This window comes from Chimaeribacter californicus, assembly GCF_002858675.1.
GTDB lineage: Bacteria > Pseudomonadota > Gammaproteobacteria > Enterobacterales > Enterobacteriaceae > Chimaeribacter > Chimaeribacter californicus.
Map to the genome: position 1 here is coordinate 198,134 of NZ_PJZF01000004.1, position 17,672 is coordinate 215,805.

Genomic DNA, 17,672 nt, shown 5'->3' on the forward strand with positions numbered 1-17,672 from the left:
CTTACGCCCTCTCGCCACGAATGGATACCGGCGGGAAGGGGTAACGCTCGCCCCGTTCTACCCAGTCCATAAAATCTGCCCGCGCACCAGGGAACCCGATCAATTTCCAGCCCACCATATTCTGGTTGCCGCCGTGCACCGGGTCACTGAAGAAGCCCTCACGGGTGTTTTGCAGCAGGATGGAGAAGAAGACTTTTGACGGCACCTGGGTGAAGTCCGCTTTACCGCTTTCCATCAGGCCGAGCAACGCATCCTGTTGATCTGTGGTGAGTTGCGCGAAGACTTTGCCGTGCTGTTTTTTGGCAAAGGCATCCGCTTCGGCCAGGCCGAGGCGGTAGACATCCCGCGGCACCAGCGGCAACTGGTAGCCCAGCGCCGGGTCAGCATCCGGGTTAAACGGCCCCTGCATATACCAGTTGGAACCGGTTGCATACGGGGTCGACATTTGGCGGTCAATGTATTCGGGTGCCCCTGCTTCCAGCGCACCGGGGCCGCGATCGTCCGCCGGGATCAGGCGTGCCACCGCCGCCTTGATAAAGGCAAACTCTTCCGGGGTGAAGAAGGTGGGGGTGTACTCTTTGGCATTCTGGTTAGCGGGTGCGATATCTTCCGCAGCATCCGCTTTGCCTGGCGAAGTTAAGGCACCCAGCCCGCCGGCACCGAGGGCCACAGCCGGGGCCAGGGTAATGGTTTTCAACAAGAAATCCCGGCGGGAGTTTCCTGAAAATTGTTTAGACATTTACTGCGCTCACTTACTTATGTAATACAAAAAATTAACAAGCCCGCATTAAATTCTCATTTGTTTACCTTTTCTTTGCATTTAGAGGGATTAAATATAATCTTACAAATTAGGTGGTTACGGTGAATAAATGTACAAGGCGCGGTGGCTGGGAAGGAAAGGCGTTAACCGGAACAGTTAGGCGAGGGGAACGCGAGGAAGTGTTATAGGAAAATTGCCCTGACAGGTTTTTCAGGGATTTTCTGAAAAAACCTGTTGGGTTGCAGGGCAATGTGTGGGGGCATGAGGGTGATAATCCCGGCTTACCCGCCCGGCTGCCAAATCGCCTCGCGCACGTGGATCGGGCGGGGCAGCAGGCCGAGGGCGTAGAAGCGGTCGGCGATGGTTTGCTGGTCGCGGATCACTTGGTTGTCCATCAGCTGGGTACGGTGGCTGCGGCGCGCCAGCGCCTGTTCCAGCGCGGGGGAAGGCAGCCCCAGTTCGCTGGAAAGGTGTTGGGCAGCCTGCGCCCGCTCGGTATCGATATAGTGGCCGGTCTGTTGCAGGGCGTTGAGCAGCAGCGGGAGAATATCTGCGGCACGGTTCGCGTAGTCACGCCGCGCCAGATAAAACTGCTGGTTCAGCACCCGGCGGCTGCCGTCAGCAATCACCCGCAGGGTGCCGCTGCGCTCGGCGTCACTGAGCAGCGGGTCCCACATCATCCAGGCATCCGCCGCATGGTAGTCGCTGGGGGCCAGCGGGTATTTGGGCGGGGCGTAAACAATGCGCACATCCTCCAGCGTTAACCCCTCTTCATCCAGCATCTGCACCAGCAGATAGTGCACATTCGACCCTTTATTCACCATAATCCGCTTGCCGCGCAGGTCAGCCAGGGTGCGCACCGGGCTGTGTGGGGCGACCACCATCGCCACGCTCTGTGGCGCGGGCGGATCATAGGCCACATACACTAGCGGGCTGCCCTCGGCTTGCGCGAAAATCGGCGGTACTTCGCCGGTGGTACCGAAATCGATCTCATTATGCTGCAACGCCTGCAACAGTTGCGGCCCGGCCGGGAACTCGCTCCACAGCACCGTGACGTCATGCTGGGTGAACAACGTCTCCAGGCTTTGCCGCGCCTTGAGAATGCCGAGGTTGCCGAACTTCTGATACCCGATGCGCAACTCGCGCCCGGCCGGCTGCCGCACCGGCGCGGGCTGGGCCGTTTTGCTGCGCCCTTTAATCATGCCCATGTTGGCAAGGTGGGTACGCAGCGTATGGCGGCTGATGCCGAGCAGCGCGGCGGCCTGCATCTGGTTGCCGTCGCTGGCATCCAGCGCGTGGCGTACCAGCGCATTCACCATACGCGGGAACAGGTGCGTGGTGCCGCCTGCCAGCTGCTGGCGGATGAAGCCTTCCAGCCCGTCATCGGCGGCGGCCTGCGGCACCGGGGTTTCCTGGTTCAGCCGCAGTTGCTGGGGGGTGATCACGCTCTCTTTATTCAGCAGCACCGCATTGTGCAGGGTGTTTTCCAGCTCGCGCACATTGCCGGGCCAGCGGTATTCCATCAGGGTCTCCAGCGCGTCGGGCGACAGCCGCATCTGCGGGCGGCCAAGGCGGCGGGCATACACAGACAGGAAATGCGCCGCCAGCACCGGGATGTCCTCACGGCGGCGGCGCAGCGGCGGCAGGGTGACGGCGGCGACGTTCAGCCGGTAGTAGAGATCTTCCCGGAAATGCTTGTCACGGATCGCCTGGGCCAGGTCAACATGGGTCGCGGCAATCACCCGCACGTTAATGCGCACCGGCTGGCGTGAACCGACGCGGGTGATCTCGCGCTCCTGCAACACCCGCAGCAGCTTGACCTGTAACGACAGGCTCAGCTCACCAATCTCATCCAGCAGCAGGGTGCCGCCCTCGGCGGCCTCAAACCAGCCCAGCTGGCGCTGGCCCGCGCCGGTAAACGCCCCTTTCTCATGCCCGAAGAGTTCGGCTTCCGCCAGGGTTTCGCTTAATGCACCGCAGTTCACCGCCAGAAAAGGCTGCTGACGCCGGGCGCTGTGGTGGTGCAGGTAACGCGCCACCACCTCTTTGCCGGTGCCGGTCTCCCCGACAATCAATACCGTGGCGTCGGTAGGGGCCAGCCTGTCCAGCACGCTCTGGAAGGCAATCGACGCCGGATCAATCAGAACCGGGTTATCAGCGGCATAAGGTAACAGGCTTTGCATGGTAAGGGCTCCTGGCAGCGGCGGTGGGAGAAAAGCTTATCCCAGCGCCTCCGGTAGGGCGAGGGGGGAAAGGGCCGCCAAAGTTGCAAATGCAACAGCCGGTGCGGCTGCTTTGTTGCATTTGCAGCAGCGCCGTACGCAGGAATTCCTAATAAGTCTTTGAAGATAAAGCATAAATATTTTATGCAAAGGTGGCACGCATCCTGCTCTCTCTTTTATAACCAAACTCGAATCTTCATTCGATAAATAACAGATATAGTTATATAGGAAACGCATATGAGCCAGGCAGCAGACGGGACCATCAAAGTCTTTTGGTTTTTACCTACCCACGGCGACGGCCGTTACCTCGGCACCACGCAGGGCGGTCGCCCGGTAGATTTACAGTATTTACAACAGGTTGCGCTGGCCGCAGATAACCTCGGCTACTATGGCGTGCTGATCCCAACCGGTAAAAGCTGTGAGGACTCCTGGCTGGTGGCCTCCGCGCTGGCCCCGATTACCCGGCGGCTGCGCTACCTGGTGGCCGTGCGCCCCGGCTTGCAGCCACCGAGCCTGGCGGCGCGCATGGCCGCGACGCTGGACAGGCTCTCCGAAGGGCGTTTGCTGATCAACGTCGTCACCGGCGGTGACCCGGTCGAGAACAAAGGCGACGGCATTTTCCTGAGCCATACTGAACGCTATGAAGTCACGGAGGAGTTCCTTAACGTCTACTCCCGCCTGCTCAAGGGCGAGAAAGTGGACTTCAAAGGCAAGCATATTCATGTGGAAGGGGCGGAGATCCTGTTCCCGCCGGTGCAGGAAAATGGCCCGCCGCTCTACTTCGGCGGCTCCTCGCCGGAAGCAATCGACGTGGCCGCCGGGCAGATTGACAGCTACCTGACCTGGGGCGAGCCGGTGGCACAGGTGGCGGAAAAAATTGCCGTGGTGCGCCAGCGGGCGGAAGCGCGTGGCCGCACGTTGAGTTACGGCATCCGCTTGCATGTGATTGTGCGGGAAACCGAAGAGGAGGCGTGGGCCGCCGCTGACCGCCTGATCGCGCATGTGGATGAAGAGACCATCGCCGCCGCGCAGAAAATCTTTGCGCGGATGGATTCCACCGGGCAGGCGCGCATGAGCGCACTGCATCAGGGCTCGCGTGACGGGTTACGCATCGGCCCGAATTTGTGGGCGGGCGTCGGGCTGGTGCGCGGCGGCGCAGGCACCGCGCTGGTGGGCAGCCCGGAGCAGGTGGCCGAGCGCATCCGCGAATATCAGGCGCTGGGGATTGAGAACTTCATCCTCTCCGGTTACCCGCACCTGGAGGAGGCGCACCGCTTTGCCGAGCTGGTGATGCCGCTGCTGCCGCTGGACAGCGCCGCCCAGCCGCGGGCGCGCACCATCAACACCGGGCCGTTTGGCGAAACCATCGGCGGCGATAAGCGTCCGGGGAAATAAATACCTGGGTGAATAAGTGCCCGGGTAAATAGACGCCCACTTTCATCTGCCTTCAAAGGAGCCTGTGATGCCAGAGCAAACGAACCCTAATGCCCCTATCCAGTTTGCCTACTGGGTGCCGAATGTCTCCGGTGGGCTGGTGGTCAGTAAGATCCCGCAGCGTACCGGCTGGGATGCGGAGTACAACCGCACACTGGCGCAGATCGCCGAACGCGCGGGGTTTGACTACGCGCTGACCCAGATCCGCTTTACCGCCGGTTACGGGGCGGACAACCAGCATGAGTCGGTGGCCTTCTCACAGGCACTGCTGGGCGCGACAACACGGCTGAAAGTGATCGCCGCGCTGCTGCCCGGCCCCTGGAACCCGACGCTGGCGGCCAAGCAGATCGCCACCATCAGCCACCTCAGCCAGGCGCGTATTGCGGTAAACATTGTCAGCGGCTGGTTCCGCGGCGAGTTCAAGGCGATCGGCGAACCCTGGCTCGACCATGAGGAGCGTTACCTGCGCTCCGAGGAGTTTATCCGCTGCCTGCGGGGGATCTGGCAACAGGAGAGCTTTACCTTCGCCGGGGATTTTTACCGCTACCGCGACTATGTGATGAAACCCAAGCCGCTCGACCCGTTGCCGGAAATTTTTCAGGGCGGCAGTTCGCGGGCCGCGCGGGACATGGCGGCACGCGTCTCGGACTGGTACTTCACCAACGGCAACAGCGTGGAGAATATCCGCCGCCAGATTGAGGACATCCAGGCCAAAGCCCAGGATAACGGCCATCGGGTGAAGATTGGCGTGAATGGCTTTGTTATCGCCCGTGACAGTGAACAGGAGGCGCAACAGGTGCTGCAACAGATCCTCGATCAGGCCGATCCGGCGGCGGTGCAGGGCTTCCACCATGAGGTGCAGAATGCCGGCCGTGCCTCGCCGGAAGGTGAGGGCAACTGGGCGGCCTCGACGCTGGACGATCTGGTGCAATACAACGACGGGTTCAAAACCAACCTGATCGGCACGCCGCAGCAGATTGCAGAACGCATCATCGCCTATAAAAATGCCGGTACCGACCTGATGCTGCTCGGTTTCCTGCATTTTCAGGAAGAGGTGGAGTATTTCGGCCGTGAAGTGCTGCCGCTGGTGCGGGCGCTGGAGCGGCAACAGCAGGCGGTGGCTGAACATGGCTAAGCCACGGGTGGTGATTGTCGGCGGGGGCTTTACCGGCACGGCGCTGGCTATCCATCTGGCACGCCTCAGCCCGGAAGGGCTGGAGATCACGCTGGTCGAGCCGCGCCCGCTGCCCGGCCACGGCGTGGCCTACTCGGCGCAAGACCCGGCGCACCGTATCAATGTGCCCGCCGGGCGGATGTTCCTGTCGGCGGAAGAACAGGGCGATTTTGAGCGCTGGTACCAAAGCAGCCCGGCCTTTGCGGACGACCCCGGCGCACGCTGGGAAGACGGCAAACTCTACCCGCAGCGATCGGCGTTTGGCCGCTATGTGGCGGAGAAATTCCTTGAGGCGGCCACCACCACGCCCTCCACCCTGCGCCACCTGCATGACCGGGCAACACGCCTGCACGGCCATACGGTAGAGACCGCCGGTGGGGTTCAGCTGCGGGCTGATGCGGTGGTGCTGGCCATCAGCCACCCGCCCCCCGCCGTGCCCGGTGCAGTGGCACAGGCGCTGGCGCGGCACCCGTCCTTGATCGCCGATCCCTGGCAGCCGGGTGCCTTCGACAGCATCGGCGGGCGCGATCGGGTGGCGATCATCGGCACCGGCCTGAGCATGGCGGACGTGGTGGCGTCACTGCACCGGCGCGGCCATCGCGGGCCGATCACCGCCTTTTCACGCCGTGGCCTGCTGCCGCGCCCCAATGCACGCGGGGATTACGCGCCGTGGCCGCTGCGGTCGCCGGCATTGCCGACGCTCTCCCTGCGCGGCTGGCTGCGGCGCACCCGGCAGGAGATCGCCGCCGCAGCGGAGCAGGGCATCAGTTGGCAGGCGGTGCTGGATGATGTGCGGGCGCATGGCCAGCAGATTTGGCCGTCGCTGTCATTGGCGGATCAGCAGCGGTTTTTGCGCCACCTGCGCCCCTGGTGGGACGTGCACCGTTACCGCATCGCGCCGCAGGTGGCGGCGGTTATCGCGGAGGCTCAGGCACAAGGCCGGTTGCAGGTGCTGGCCGCACGGCTGAAACAGATTGCGCCGGACGGGGAGGCCGCCTCCCTGATCCTGCAACACCGCCACGGCGGTAACGAACCCTTACAGGTTGACCGGGTGATCGTCACCACCGGCCCGGCGCACGGCGCACTGCTGGAGAGCCAGCCGCTGTTGCACCAGCTGGCACAGCAGGGTGTGGTACAGGCCGATCCGCTGGGGCTGGGCATTCTGGTCAATGAACAGGCAGAAACCCTGAACCGGCAAGGCGAGGCCAACCCGCACCTGCTGGTGGCCGGCCCGGCGGCACGCGGCCGGTTTGGTGAACTGATGGGGCTGCCGCAGGTGGCGGAACATGCCGAAGCGGTGGCGCGCCGCCTGCTGCATACCCTGACCCCGACCCGGCGATGTCCGGCCTCACGCTAATTTCTGATTTTCCCCCTTATTGATTCCCTCCCAATGCGGGCCAACCGGCCCGGCGGGAGCCTTTTGGAGAAAAAAGATGACCCAGCCATTACCCTTGTCCCAAAAACGTGAAATCCGCCTGAATGCGTTTGATATGAACTGCGTCGGCCACCAGTCCCCCGGCTTATGGGCGCACCCGCGCGACCGCTCCTGGGAGTACAAGGATCTGGCGTACTGGACCGATCTGGCGCGCCTGCTGGAGCGCGGCAAGTTTGACGGCCTGTTTATTGCCGATGTACTGGGGGTGTATGACGTGCTCAACGGCAGCGGCGATGCCGCCATCCGGCAGGCAACGCAGGTGCCGGTGAACGACCCGCTGGCGCTGATCACCCCGATGGCGCTGGTGACGGAGCACCTCGGGTTCGGCCTGACCGCCTCGCTCTCGTTCGAGCACCCTTACCCCTTTGCCCGCCGCCTCTCCACGCTGGACCACCTCACCAAAGGGCGCATTGGCTGGAACATCGTCACCTCCTATCTGGAGAGCGGTGCGCGCAACCTCGGCCATCAGGCGCAGAGCGACCACGATGCGCGCTATGACTATGCCGATGAGTATTTGCAGGTGGTCTACAAACTGCTGGAAGGAAGCTGGGAAGAGGGCGCAGTGCTGCGTGACCGCGAACGCCGCATATTCAGCGATCCGGCCAAAATCCACCCGATTAACCATCAGGGTACTTTCTTCCAGGTGCCGGGGATGCACCTGTGTGAACCTTCACCGCAGCGTACGCCGGTGCTCTATCAGGCCGGGGCATCGAGCCGTGGCAAGCAGTTCGCCGCAGAACATGCCGAGTGTGTGTTTGTCGCCGTGCCGTCCAAAGTGCTGCTGAAAAAGACGGTGGCGGACATCCGCCGCCGCGCGGCTGAAGCGGGGCGCGACCCGCGCAGCGTGCTGATTTTCAACCTGCAAACGGTGATCGTCGGTGAAACCGACAAACAGGCGCAGGCCAAATGGCAGGAGTATAAATCTTACGTCAGCTATGAGGGCGCGCTGGCGCTGATCTCCGGCTGGACCGGCATCGATTTCGGCCAGTACACGCCGGATCAGGTGCTGAAACACCTGCACACCAATGCCATTCAGTCGGCGGTGGAAACCTTCTCAACCGCTGACCCAAACCGCCAGTGGACGGTGCAGGCGCTGGCGGACTGGGTCGGCATCGGCGGCTTTGGCCCGCTGCTGGTGGGCAGTGCGGAAACGGTGGCCGATGAACTGCAAAGCTGGGTGGAAGAGACAGACGTAGACGGCTTCAACCTGGCCTACGCCGTCACGCATGAGACCTTTACCGATGTGGTGGAACTGCTGATCCCCGAGCTGCAAAAACGCGGCGTCTATAAGCGCGATTATGCCCCCGGCACGATGCGCGAAAAACTCTTCGGCCAGGGGCCACGGCTGGCCGCGCCGCACCCGGGCGCGGGCTATCGCCGGGCGCAACGTGACGGCGTCACGCAGGAGCCGGCAGCGGGGGTATCATGATTGAGATCGATAACCTGCATAAAGCGTATCGCAGCCGTTCCGGGGCGGTGACCGAGGTGCTGAAAGGGATTTCGCTGCGCGTCCCGGCGGGTGGGATTACGGCCATCGTCGGGCCGAGCGGGGCCGGTAAATCGACGCTGGCGAAGTGCATCAGCCTGCTGGAAAAACCCACCCGCGGCAGTATCCGGGTGAATGGCCAGGATCTGTCGCTGCTGACCGGCGAGGCGCTGCGCCGTGAACGCCGGGCGGTTGGCACGGTGTTCCAGAGTTCTGCGCTGCTGCAGCGCAAAACCGCCTGGCAGAATGTGGCGCTGCCGCTGGAGTACCTGGGCGTGGTACCGCATGAGATCAAACAGCATGTCGGCGCGCTGCTGGAGAGTGTCGGGCTGAGTGATAAAGCGGATCGCTACCCGGCGCAGCTGTCAGGCGGCCAGCGCCAGCGCGTCGGCATTGCACGCGCACTGGCGTTGAAACCCTCGGTGTTGCTGGCGGATGAAGCGACCTCCGGCCTTGATCCGGCCTCGACCACAGCGATTCTGCAGCTATTGACGCAACTGCGCGACACCTTCGGCCTGTCGATCATTCTGATCACCCATGAGATGGACGTGGTGCGCAGTGCGGCGGATGCGGTGGCGGAGATCCGCGATGGCCGGCTGGTGCAACAGGGCCAGGTGCGCGACCTGCTGGCGCAACCGGGTTCCCTGCTGGGGGATCAGCTGTTCCCCCTGCGGGCGCTGGATGCCGCCGGGGATCTGCTGTTGCAGGTCACCTACGGCACCCATGCGCCGGTGGCGACCGACTGGATCAGCCGCCTGAGTCGCCAGTTCAATCTGCATATCGATCTGCTGGGCGGGCACGTTGAGCTGATTGGCGACCGGCAGGCGGGGCGGATGCGCATCGCGGTGCGCTTTAATGAGGCACCGGTAGCGGCACAGTCCCTGATTCAGCAACTGCACCAGTTGGGGCTATCCGCCGAACTTCTCGGCAGTGCACCGGCCTGGCAGGAGGCGATATGACCGTCTCCGCAGAGGTTATGAGTCAGGACACCCCCTGGGATCAGATCGGCCAGCTGATGCTGCCCGCGTATGGCGAAACCTGGCTGATGGTCGGCATTGTGATGCTGCTGGTGGTCTCGATTGGCGGCGCGGTCGGCGTGGTGCTGTTCAATACCTCGGCGCGCGGGCTGTTTCCGCAACCGGCGATCAACCGCACGCTGGGCTGGCTGGTGAATATCGGCCGTTCGCTGCCGTTTCTGGTGCTGATGGCCGCCATCATCCCGTTCACCTTCTGGCTGACCGGCACCACCATCGGCATCCCCGCCGCGATTATCCCGATGGTGGTCGCCGGGGTGCCGTTCTTTGGCCGGCTGGTGGAAAACGCCCTGCGCGAACTGCCGCCGGACGTCACGGCGGTCGGGCTGGTCTCCGGCGGCTCATACTGGCAGATCATCACCCGCGCCCAGCTGAGCGAGGCGCTGCCCGCGCTGGTGGCCGCCATCACCCTTAACCTGATCGCCATGATTGAGTACTCCGCGATTGCCGGTACCATCGGCGCAGGCGGCATCGGCTATCTGGCGGTGGTGTATGGCTACCAGCGCTTTGATAACCACATCATGATCGCCACCATCGTGGTGTTGATTGTGACTATCCAGTTAATTCAATTGATTGGCGACCGTTTGGTTGCCGCCTTACAACCTCATCAGGAAGCAAAATAATCATGGCAAACCCAGGTTTTAGCATTGCGAAAAAGAGGCGCTGGCCGTGGCTGGTGGCCGTGGTCGTGGTGGCGGCCGCCGCCGGAGCCGCCTGGCACCTGCACGCCGGGCAGCAGCAACAGGCCACGTTCGGCAATACGCTGAAAATCCATTTCGAACCGGCGATGGCCGGGGAGGAGCACCTGATCCAGTACATCGGTGAGCATATTGCACCGGATTACGGCCTGACGCTGGTGGCAACCGGGTTGCAGGACCCGGTGCAGGCTGACCGGGCGGTGGCTGATGGCCAGTATGCCGCCACGATTTACCAGCACCAGTGGTGGCTGAAACAGGTGGTGGAGGCCAACGGCTTCAAACTGACGCCGGTTCAGCCGGTGTTCCAGTGGGCGTTCGGCATTTACTCCGACCGCTACCCCTCGATTCAGGCGCTGCCGCAGGGGGCAGAGATTGTGGTGCCGAACGATGGCGCAAACCAGGGCCAGGCATTATGGCTGCTGCAACGCATCGGTCTGATTGGCCTGGACCCGGCGGTTGAGCCGCGTACTGCGAAGCTCCGGGACATCCGCGAGAACCCGCACAAGTTCGTCTTCAAGGAGCTGGACCTGCTGACCATGCCGCGCGCCCTGAACTCGGTGGATGCGGCGATTGGCTATGTCTCGCAGTTTGACGCCGGTAAAGTGCCGCGTGACAAGGGCATCCTGTTCCCGCCGGCACCAAAGACTTTCGCCTCGCAGCTGGTGATCGGCACGCCTTACCTGAAGGAGGAGGCCATCGCAAAACTTCAGCAGGCATTTGCTGACCCCCGGGTGCAGACGTGGCTGCGTGAAACCGACGATCCGCTGGTGAAAGGGGTGCTGGTGCCGGTCTCCGCCCAGTAAGTTTTCTGGTTTTCCCTGACCGGGTCCGCGCAGGCTGACCCGGTTTTCCTGTTGGGTGAAATTCAGGTTATCTTTTTGAATTATCAGCATTTAAAAGCAGTTTTTGTTGTTTGTGATGTCAGCCGGTAACTTTTATAACGGTCTCCTCACCTGCCTGAATAAAAGAGGATGCCATGAGCACCATACCGATAGATGACAGCCTGGCGGTGCCGCCGCCACACTCCGCGCCGGTCAGCTCTGCCAGTGACGTGGCGCGGTTGATTAACACCCGCAGTGACAAAAACAGCTATGCCCGCATGATCGTGTTTCTGGCGCTGGGCGGGGTGTTTCTCGACGCCTATGACCTCACCACGCTCTCCTACGGTATTGATGATGTGGTGCGCGAGTTCAGCCTGACGCCCACCCTGACCGGGCTGGTCACCTCATCGATTATGATCGGCACCATCGTCGGTAACCTGCTCGGCGGCTGGCTCACGGACAAATATGGGCGCTACTCGGTGTTTATGGCCGATATGCTGTTCTTTGTGGTCTCAGCGATTGCCGCCGGGCTGGCCCCCAACGTCTGGGTGCTGATCGGGGCCCGTTTCCTGATGGGCATCGGCGTGGGGATCGACTTGCCGGTAGCGATGGCCTACCTGGCGGAGTTCTCCAAATTCAGCGGCAAGGCCAATAAAGCCTCGCGGCTCGCGGCCTGGTGCCCGATGTGGTACGCCGCGTCGTCCGTCTGTTTCTTCATTATTTTCGGCCTCTATTTCCTGCTGCCGGAACAGCATCTCGATTGGCTGTGGCGCGCCTCGCTGCTGTTCGGGGCGGTGCCGGCGCTGCTGATCATCGCGGTGCGCAGCCGGTTTATGAATGAGTCGCCGCTGTGGGCCGCCAGCCAGGGCGACCTGAAAGAGGCGGTGCGCATCCTGCGTGACTCTTACGGCATCCATGCCCATGAGGCACAACCCGCTGTTCCGCAGGCGAAAAAAGTGGCCGCGCCAAAGGTCAGCTTCCGCGTGCTGTTTGAGAAGCCGTACCGCGAACGCACCATCGTCGCCGGGGTAATGAATGTCTGTATCTCCTTCGAGTACACCGCCATCGCCTTCTTCCTGCCGTCAATTCTGGCGCAGTTCCTGGGTGCCGGGGTGTTTGAAACCATCTCCGCCTCGCTGGGGCTGAATGCGCTGTTTGCCTTTACCGGCGGGCTGCTCGGGATGCGGCTGGCGTGGAAATACCCGTCACGCCACGTGGCGATTGCCGGGTTTGCCCTGCAATTTATTGCGCTGGTGGCGCTGGCGCTGATTGGCCACCCGCAGGCCGCACTGGGCATCGGCTTTGCGGTGCTGATGCTGGGCCTCTGGCTGTTTGCTGAAGGGTTCGGCCCCGGCGCACAGCTGATGATCTACCCGGCACTCTCTTACCCGACCTCGATCCGCGCCACCGGCGTGGGGTTCAGCCGCTCGCTGTCCGGCATCGGCAGTGCGCTGGCGCTGTTTGTCCTGCCGATTCTGAAAGCGTCACTGGGTACCAACATGTTCTGGGTGGTGTCGCTCAGCGCCATCATCCCGATTATTTTTCTGCTGGTGGTGCGTTTTGAGCCGACCCGCCATGACATTGACGATCACCAACCTGAAGGGGAATCTTTATGAGCACGCCATTACTCTCAACCGGTACTGACTACGCGGCGCTGGCGGCACGCTTCCGCCCGGTGTTTGCCCGCATTGCCGAAGGCGCGCGGGAGCGCGAACATCAACGCACGCTGCCGGTGGCCCCGATCCAGTGGCTGAAAGAGGCGGGGTTCGGCACGGTGCGTATTCCGCAGGAGAAAGGCGGGTTTGGGGCCTCCCTGCCGCAGCTGTTCAGCCTGCTGATTGAACTGGCGGAGGCGGATTCCAACCTGCCGCAGGCCCTGCGGGCGCATGTGGCGTTTGTGGAAGACCAGCTTAACCAGCCGGACTCCCCGGCGCGCGATCGCTGGTTCCGGCGTTTTATTGACGGCGAGATTGTCGGCAGCGGCTGGACGGAGATCGGCAATGTCAAACTCGGCGAGGTGAACACCAAAGTCACCCCGCAGGGCGAGGGATGGCAGCTGGACGGCGAGAAGTTTTACAGCACCGGCACCCTGTTTGCTGACTGGATCGATGTGTTCGCGGAGCGCAGCGATACCGGCGGCGCGGTGATTGCGCTGGTCAGCACCCATCAGGCCGCGGTGGAACGCCTGGATGACTGGGACGGCTTCGGCCAGCGGCTGACCGGCAGCGGCACCACCCGGTTTAAGGCAGCGCAGGTGGAGCAGGATCATGTGTATGACTTCGCGGAGCGGTTCCGCTACCAGACCGCGTTTTATCAGCATGTGTTGCTGGCGACGCTGGCCGGGATTGCGCGGGCAGTGTTGCGGGACGTGAAAGAGGAGGTGCAGCAGCGCCGCCGGGTTTACAGCCACGGCAACGCCGGGCAGGTACGAAACGATGCGCAGGTGTTGCAGGTGGTCGGGCAGATCTCCTCCTGGGCGTTCGCCACCGAAGCCACGGTGTTGCAGGCCACGCACTCGCTGCAACAGGCGTATGAGGCGCATCTGTCCGGGGATGAGGCGCTGAAACAGGCGCTGAACATAGCGGCAGAGATTGATGCCGCCAAAGCGCAGGCGATCGCCAGCGACCTGGTGCCGCGCGCTGCCACCGAGCTGTTCAATGCGCTGGGCGCGTCAGATACCCGGCTGAGCAAGGCGCTGGATCGCCACTGGCGTAATGCGCGCACGGTCGCGTCACATAACCCGGTGATCTATAAAATCCGCAACGTGGGGGACTGGGAAGTGAACGGCAAGGAGCCGGTTTTTGTCTGGCAGATTGGCAACGGCGGGTAAACAAAGCGGGCTATTCCGGACGCAGAAAGGGATGTTTACCGCATAGATTCTGATACTCAGCCCCACGCTAAAACGTGGGGCTGAGCCGGTTCAGGTCATCACATCACTCTGCTTTAGCAGGAGAAATTTTGAAGATGGCGCTGGGCGTGGTTTTTGCCGTCGGGTCAAACCAGGGGCTGTCGCCGATAAAACTGGCAGAAATATACAGATTGCCGGCCTTATCCTGCGCAAAGCTGTCCGGCCAGCGCATGGCCTCATCCTTGACGAGTTTTTTAAGCGGCGCGCCAACGTGATCGGCCACCTCAATTGCATTTTCGCCTGGTGAGGAGACGTAAAACCGCCCGGCGCGGTCAATCCATAAACCATCTGCCGCGTGGGTATGGGCTGCCACGTCCGGCACTGCGTGTTTCGCTTTCTCTTCACTCTGCAAAACCGCTGTCGGCAGGCTGTAGAGCGTTTTGCCGGTCAGCGCCTGCCAGTAGAGGGTTTTCCCATCAGGCGAAATCTCAATACCATCCGCGTTCAGCTCAAGCTTCTTGCCATCCGGCGTCATTAACGGCTTACCGTTTTTAGTTAACTGCACGCCTTCCGATTGCGTCGAGCGATCGCCCAGCAGGACGTTCCAGGATCGGCCGGTTTTTAAATCAGCCACCGCCAGCCCGCCGGTTTTCCCCACGTTGGTTAAATACGCGAAACGATCATCCGGGCTGAAACGCACATCATTTAACGAGCTGCCCGGCTGGGTGATGCTGGGGTCAAACCGGAACACCCGCTTAATGCTGTTCGTCGACGGATCAATCTGGACTAACTTAACGCCCTCCACAATGGGCCCGGTCCGGTTCGGCGCAGCGGCATCCAGCACCCATAACATGCCCTGGTGGTCCATCACCACTGCCTGGGCTGACACAAACTGGTGCTGCGGGTCGTTATGTTCCGACGCCTGGCTGCGGTAACCATTCCATGCTGTATCGGGGTAGGGCGTGATCTTACCGTCCACCACTTCACCTAACGTTACCGGTACGTCCTGGCTTAACCGGGGCAGACTCACAAAAATGCGGCCGCTGTGGGTCACCGCGACGCCGGTAATCTGCTGCTCAGGAAAATAAGCAATACGCTCAAGCTTCACCGGCCCTGTGGGCAGTGGGGATTCGGTTTTCCCGCCGGTGGCGAAGGAAGGGGCGCTGAACAGCGCACCCATAACCAGACCCGCGGACAATGTTAGTGTTTTATGCATGACCATTATTCCTTCTTGTTGTCAGGAAGTGTCCAGGCAATCACGCTGTCACCCAGTTTTGTGCCAAGACGTTGATGTCCTCCAACTACCGCGACGACATACTGCTTGCCGTTTTGCACATAGGTCAGCGGCGCGCCCTGGGCACCTGCAGGCAGGCGCGTCTCCCAACGCTGCTCACCGGTCCGGGTATCGAACGCCCGCATGAAGTTATCCAGCGCGGCCCCGATAATGGTGACACCGCCGCCGGTGGTCAGCGCGCCGCTGTCAGACGGCGTACCCATGGTCAGCTTGATACGGGAAGGGATATTGAACGGGCCGGAGTCATACCCGGTACCGAACGGACGCTGCCAGACCACCTCTTTGGTATGCAGATCGATGCCGGTCAGGTAACCCCACGGCGGGGCGATACACGGCACACCGATGGCAGAAAGCCACGGGGCTTTTTTCGCGCCTACCGGTAACCCGACCTGCGGCATATAGCCCAATGAACGGCCGTGCTCATTCAGGGATTTTGAGCCTGCCTTGTTGATTTCATCACGGGTGAAGAGTTGCTCGTAATACGGCAGGCGGTTGGTGTTCATCACCATCACACCCTGTTGCAGATCAACAGAGAGTCCGCCCCAGTTCAGGCCACCATGGTTGCCGGGGTAGGCGATGGTGCCGCCCAGCATCGGCGGGGTGTACATGCCGTCATAGCGGGCTTTTTTGAACTGAACACGACACGCCAACATGTCGAAGGGCGTCATCCCCCAGGCTACGCGCTCGTCAAGTACCTCGGCTTTTTTGCTTGGCGCGCCCACGGTATTCGGCATATCAACCGAGAAAGGCTGGGTTTTGGCCGTCCAGTTGCCGCCATCCGCGCCCTGGGGAACCGGCAGCTCTTTTACCGGCATCAATGGTTTACCGGTTTCACGGTCAAGAACAAAGATCTGGCCTGATTTTGTGGCCTGAATCACTGCCGGGCGGACACCCTGTGGGGTAGGCCAGTCGACCAGATTGGGCTGCGGGCCGATGTCAAAGTCCCACAGGTCATGGTTTACCGTGCGGAAATGCCATTTGACCTGCCCGGTTTCGGCATCCACCGCGACCAGTGACGCCGTGTATTCCTCTTCTGCCGGTGTGCGCTCAGTACCGTAAAAGTCACCGGCCGCGTTACCGGTGCCCATATAGACCAGGCCCAGCTTGTCATCTGCGGACATCGGTGCCCATACGTTAGGGGTGCCGGGCGTATAGTGCTCATTGGGGCCTGGCTCAGAGGTGATACCCGGACGCCCTAAATCCCATGCCCAGGCGAATTTACCGGTGACGGCATCATAAGCGCGGACAACGCCGGAGGGCGCATAGCGGTCCTGGCCGTCGCGGACCATATGGCCGATGATGACTTTCCCACGCACCACAATCGGGGCCGAGGTATTACCGAAGTAACCCGGTGTGAAATCACCAATGCCTTTCTTCAGGTCAACGTAGCCCTGGTCGCCGAAGTCTTCACACAACTTGCCGGTTTCTGCATCAACGGCGGCCAGACGCCCGCCGGTCACACCCCAAAGGACCCGGGCATGGCAGGCTGCGCCCGCAGGGACGTCGGCTCTCTCAAAGTACGCCACGCCACGGCAGTAAGCGCCGGCAGTAAACAGCGCTTTTTTATCCGCATGCGGATCAAAGCGCCACTTTTCCTGACCGCTGGCAGCATCCAGCGCAATTACTTGTTGAGTTGGTGTGCACACATACACACTATTGCCGACTTTCAGCGGCGTGTTCTCATTCAGATATTCGGTTTTGTCACCGGGCGCGGGTAAATCCCCGGTATGGAATTCCCAGGCTTTCACCAGATGGCTCACATTATCGGGCGTAATTAAATTAGCCGGTGAATAATGGTTTGACAGGTTAGAGCCGGCATACGCCGTCCAGTTGGTTTCATCGTGGTTAGCCGCGATATTATGATCCGGGGAATCCACCGTGCCTGTAGAAAATGCGCCTGCCGCGCCGTCTGCCTTTTTCCCCGCGTCAGCCAGATGAATGGATGACGGGTTTAACAGCGGCACCAGCACCAGGGCAAAACAGGTAACAACCGGAATCACCGTGAGCAAATACCACGCCTTCCGGCTAAAACGGGTAAAGTAATGTTTGGCGAAAGGCGTCAGGCAAAGCATGATCAAGCCAAATAATACCGGCCAGTCCAGCCGTGGGATTAATGCCCATCCATCCAATTTAACTTCATAAAGCGCCCATAATAATGACCCTGCTATCAGGCCGGCGTTGACCCAGACAGCAAGCCATTTTCGTGTAAACAGCAGCCAGGCTAAGATGACCATTACGACGCCGATAATAAGGAAAGAGACGCTGCCTCCTGCGCCAATGAGATTCACACCACCATAGATAAGTGCTATTCCTGATAACCCTACGAACAGACTGAAAAGGCCAAATAAGATCCGCGCTGTTTTAGACGGGATCTGCTTGCCATTTTTTTCCATCTTTCTGTACCATCATGTAGTTAATAATAAGTCGCCCATAAAGGGCGGAAAGAATCTGACTCTCTATTATTAA

13 protein-coding genes are annotated in these 17,672 nt (G+C 61.3%); 9 read left to right on the forward strand and 4 right to left on the reverse strand.

Features of this window, described 5'->3' with window-relative positions; translation table 11 throughout:
• Window position 1: 1 nt before the first annotated feature.
• Together CYR55_RS07230 and CYR55_RS07235 are read right to left on the reverse strand one after the other, a co-directional pair.
• Window positions 2–739, reverse strand: a complete 738-nt coding sequence (locus CYR55_RS07230) for a gluconate 2-dehydrogenase subunit 3 family protein (RefSeq protein ID WP_101815470.1) — start codon at window positions 737–739, stop codon at window positions 2–4.
• A 302-nt stretch (window positions 740–1,041) separates the two neighbouring features.
• Entirely contained in the window at window positions 1,042–2,943 is a 1,902-nt protein-coding gene (locus CYR55_RS07235; RefSeq protein WP_101815471.1) for a sigma-54-dependent Fis family transcriptional regulator, read from the reverse strand.
• Between the two features lie 276 nt (window positions 2,944–3,219).
• Here CYR55_RS07235 and ssuD point away from each other — a divergent pair, with 276 nt between their 5' ends.
• The 9 genes from ssuD (at window position 3,220) to CYR55_RS07280 (ending at window position 13,894) form a co-directional block, all read left to right on the forward strand.
• A complete protein-coding gene (gene ssuD, locus CYR55_RS07240; protein ID WP_101815472.1) occupies window positions 3,220–4,377 on the forward strand; it encodes an FMNH2-dependent alkanesulfonate monooxygenase in 1,158 nt (385 codons plus the stop codon).
• Window positions 4,378–4,444: 67 nt separating this feature from the next.
• Entirely contained in the window at window positions 4,445–5,551 is a 1,107-nt protein-coding gene (gene sfnG / locus CYR55_RS07245) for a dimethylsulfone monooxygenase SfnG (RefSeq protein ID WP_101815473.1), read from the forward strand.
• Complete coding sequence (locus CYR55_RS07250) at window positions 5,544–6,947, forward strand: FAD/NAD(P)-binding protein (RefSeq protein ID WP_101815474.1); 1,404 nt, start codon at window positions 5,544–5,546, stop codon at window positions 6,945–6,947. Before sfnG ends, CYR55_RS07250 begins: the two co-directional genes overlap by 8 nt.
• Window positions 6,948–7,041: 94 nt before the next feature.
• Window positions 7,042–8,454: an LLM class flavin-dependent oxidoreductase gene (locus CYR55_RS07255; RefSeq protein WP_101815475.1), complete on the forward strand. Its 1,413-nt coding sequence runs from the start codon at window positions 7,042–7,044 to the stop codon at window positions 8,452–8,454.
• Window positions 8,451–9,470, forward strand: coding sequence for a methionine ABC transporter ATP-binding protein (locus CYR55_RS07260; RefSeq protein ID WP_101815476.1), 1,020 nt, complete (start codon window positions 8,451–8,453; stop codon window positions 9,468–9,470). The genes CYR55_RS07255 and CYR55_RS07260 overlap by 4 nt, the downstream gene beginning before the upstream one ends.
• Entirely contained in the window at window positions 9,467–10,168 is a 702-nt protein-coding gene (locus CYR55_RS07265) for a methionine ABC transporter permease (RefSeq protein WP_101815477.1), read from the forward strand. Before CYR55_RS07260 ends, CYR55_RS07265 begins: the two co-directional genes overlap by 4 nt.
• Before the next feature lie 2 nt (window positions 10,169–10,170).
• Complete coding sequence (locus tag CYR55_RS07270) at window positions 10,171–11,046, forward strand: MetQ/NlpA family ABC transporter substrate-binding protein (RefSeq protein WP_101815478.1); 876 nt, start codon at window positions 10,171–10,173, stop codon at window positions 11,044–11,046.
• Window positions 11,047–11,219: 173 nt separating this feature from the next.
• Window positions 11,220–12,680 carry an MFS transporter gene (locus CYR55_RS07275; RefSeq protein ID WP_101815479.1) on the forward strand — a complete coding sequence of 487 codons (1,461 nt, stop codon included), beginning with the start codon at window positions 11,220–11,222 and terminating at the stop codon, window positions 12,678–12,680.
• Complete coding sequence (locus CYR55_RS07280) at window positions 12,677–13,894, forward strand: acyl-CoA dehydrogenase family protein (RefSeq protein WP_101815480.1); 1,218 nt, start codon at window positions 12,677–12,679, stop codon at window positions 13,892–13,894. The genes CYR55_RS07275 and CYR55_RS07280 overlap by 4 nt, the downstream gene beginning before the upstream one ends.
• Window positions 13,895–13,997: 103 nt before the next feature.
• Here CYR55_RS07280 and CYR55_RS07285 read toward each other — a convergent pair whose 3' ends face one another.
• Together CYR55_RS07285 and CYR55_RS07290 are read right to left on the reverse strand one after the other, a co-directional pair.
• Window positions 13,998–15,128, reverse strand: coding sequence for an SMP-30/gluconolactonase/LRE family protein (locus CYR55_RS07285; protein ID WP_165699540.1), 1,131 nt, complete (start codon window positions 15,126–15,128; stop codon window positions 13,998–14,000).
• A gap of 5 nt (window positions 15,129–15,133) precedes the next feature.
• Entirely contained in the window at window positions 15,134–17,599 is a 2,466-nt protein-coding gene (locus CYR55_RS07290) for a membrane-bound PQQ-dependent dehydrogenase, glucose/quinate/shikimate family (protein WP_101815482.1), read from the reverse strand.
• Window positions 17,600–17,672 lie beyond the last annotated feature (73 nt).

Excerpts from the sequence above, each read along its gene's own strand:
- CYR55_RS07230 (WP_101815470.1), bottom strand. The coding sequence starts at position 739 with ATGTCTAAACAATTTTCAGGAAACTCCCGCCGGGATTTCTTGTTGAAA.
- CYR55_RS07235 (WP_101815471.1), bottom strand. The coding sequence starts at position 2,943 with ATGCAAAGCCTGTTACCTTATGCCGCTGATAACCCGGTTCTGATTGAT.
- ssuD (WP_101815472.1), top strand. The coding sequence starts at position 3,220 with ATGAGCCAGGCAGCAGACGGGACCATCAAAGTCTTTTGGTTTTTACCT.
- sfnG (WP_101815473.1), top strand. The coding sequence starts at position 4,445 with ATGCCAGAGCAAACGAACCCTAATGCCCCTATCCAGTTTGCCTACTGG.
- CYR55_RS07250 (WP_101815474.1), top strand. The coding sequence starts at position 5,544 with ATGGCTAAGCCACGGGTGGTGATTGTCGGCGGGGGCTTTACCGGCACG.
- CYR55_RS07260 (WP_101815476.1), top strand. The coding sequence starts at position 8,451 with ATGATTGAGATCGATAACCTGCATAAAGCGTATCGCAGCCGTTCCGGG.
- CYR55_RS07265 (WP_101815477.1), top strand. The coding sequence starts at position 9,467 with ATGACCGTCTCCGCAGAGGTTATGAGTCAGGACACCCCCTGGGATCAG.
- CYR55_RS07270 (WP_101815478.1), top strand. The coding sequence starts at position 10,171 with ATGGCAAACCCAGGTTTTAGCATTGCGAAAAAGAGGCGCTGGCCGTGG.
- CYR55_RS07275 (WP_101815479.1), top strand. The coding sequence starts at position 11,220 with ATGAGCACCATACCGATAGATGACAGCCTGGCGGTGCCGCCGCCACAC.
- CYR55_RS07280 (WP_101815480.1), top strand. The coding sequence starts at position 12,677 with ATGAGCACGCCATTACTCTCAACCGGTACTGACTACGCGGCGCTGGCG.
- CYR55_RS07285 (WP_165699540.1), bottom strand. The coding sequence starts at position 15,128 with ATGCATAAAACACTAACATTGTCCGCGGGTCTGGTTATGGGTGCGCTG.
- CYR55_RS07290 (WP_101815482.1), bottom strand. The coding sequence starts at position 17,599 with ATGGAAAAAAATGGCAAGCAGATCCCGTCTAAAACAGCGCGGATCTTA.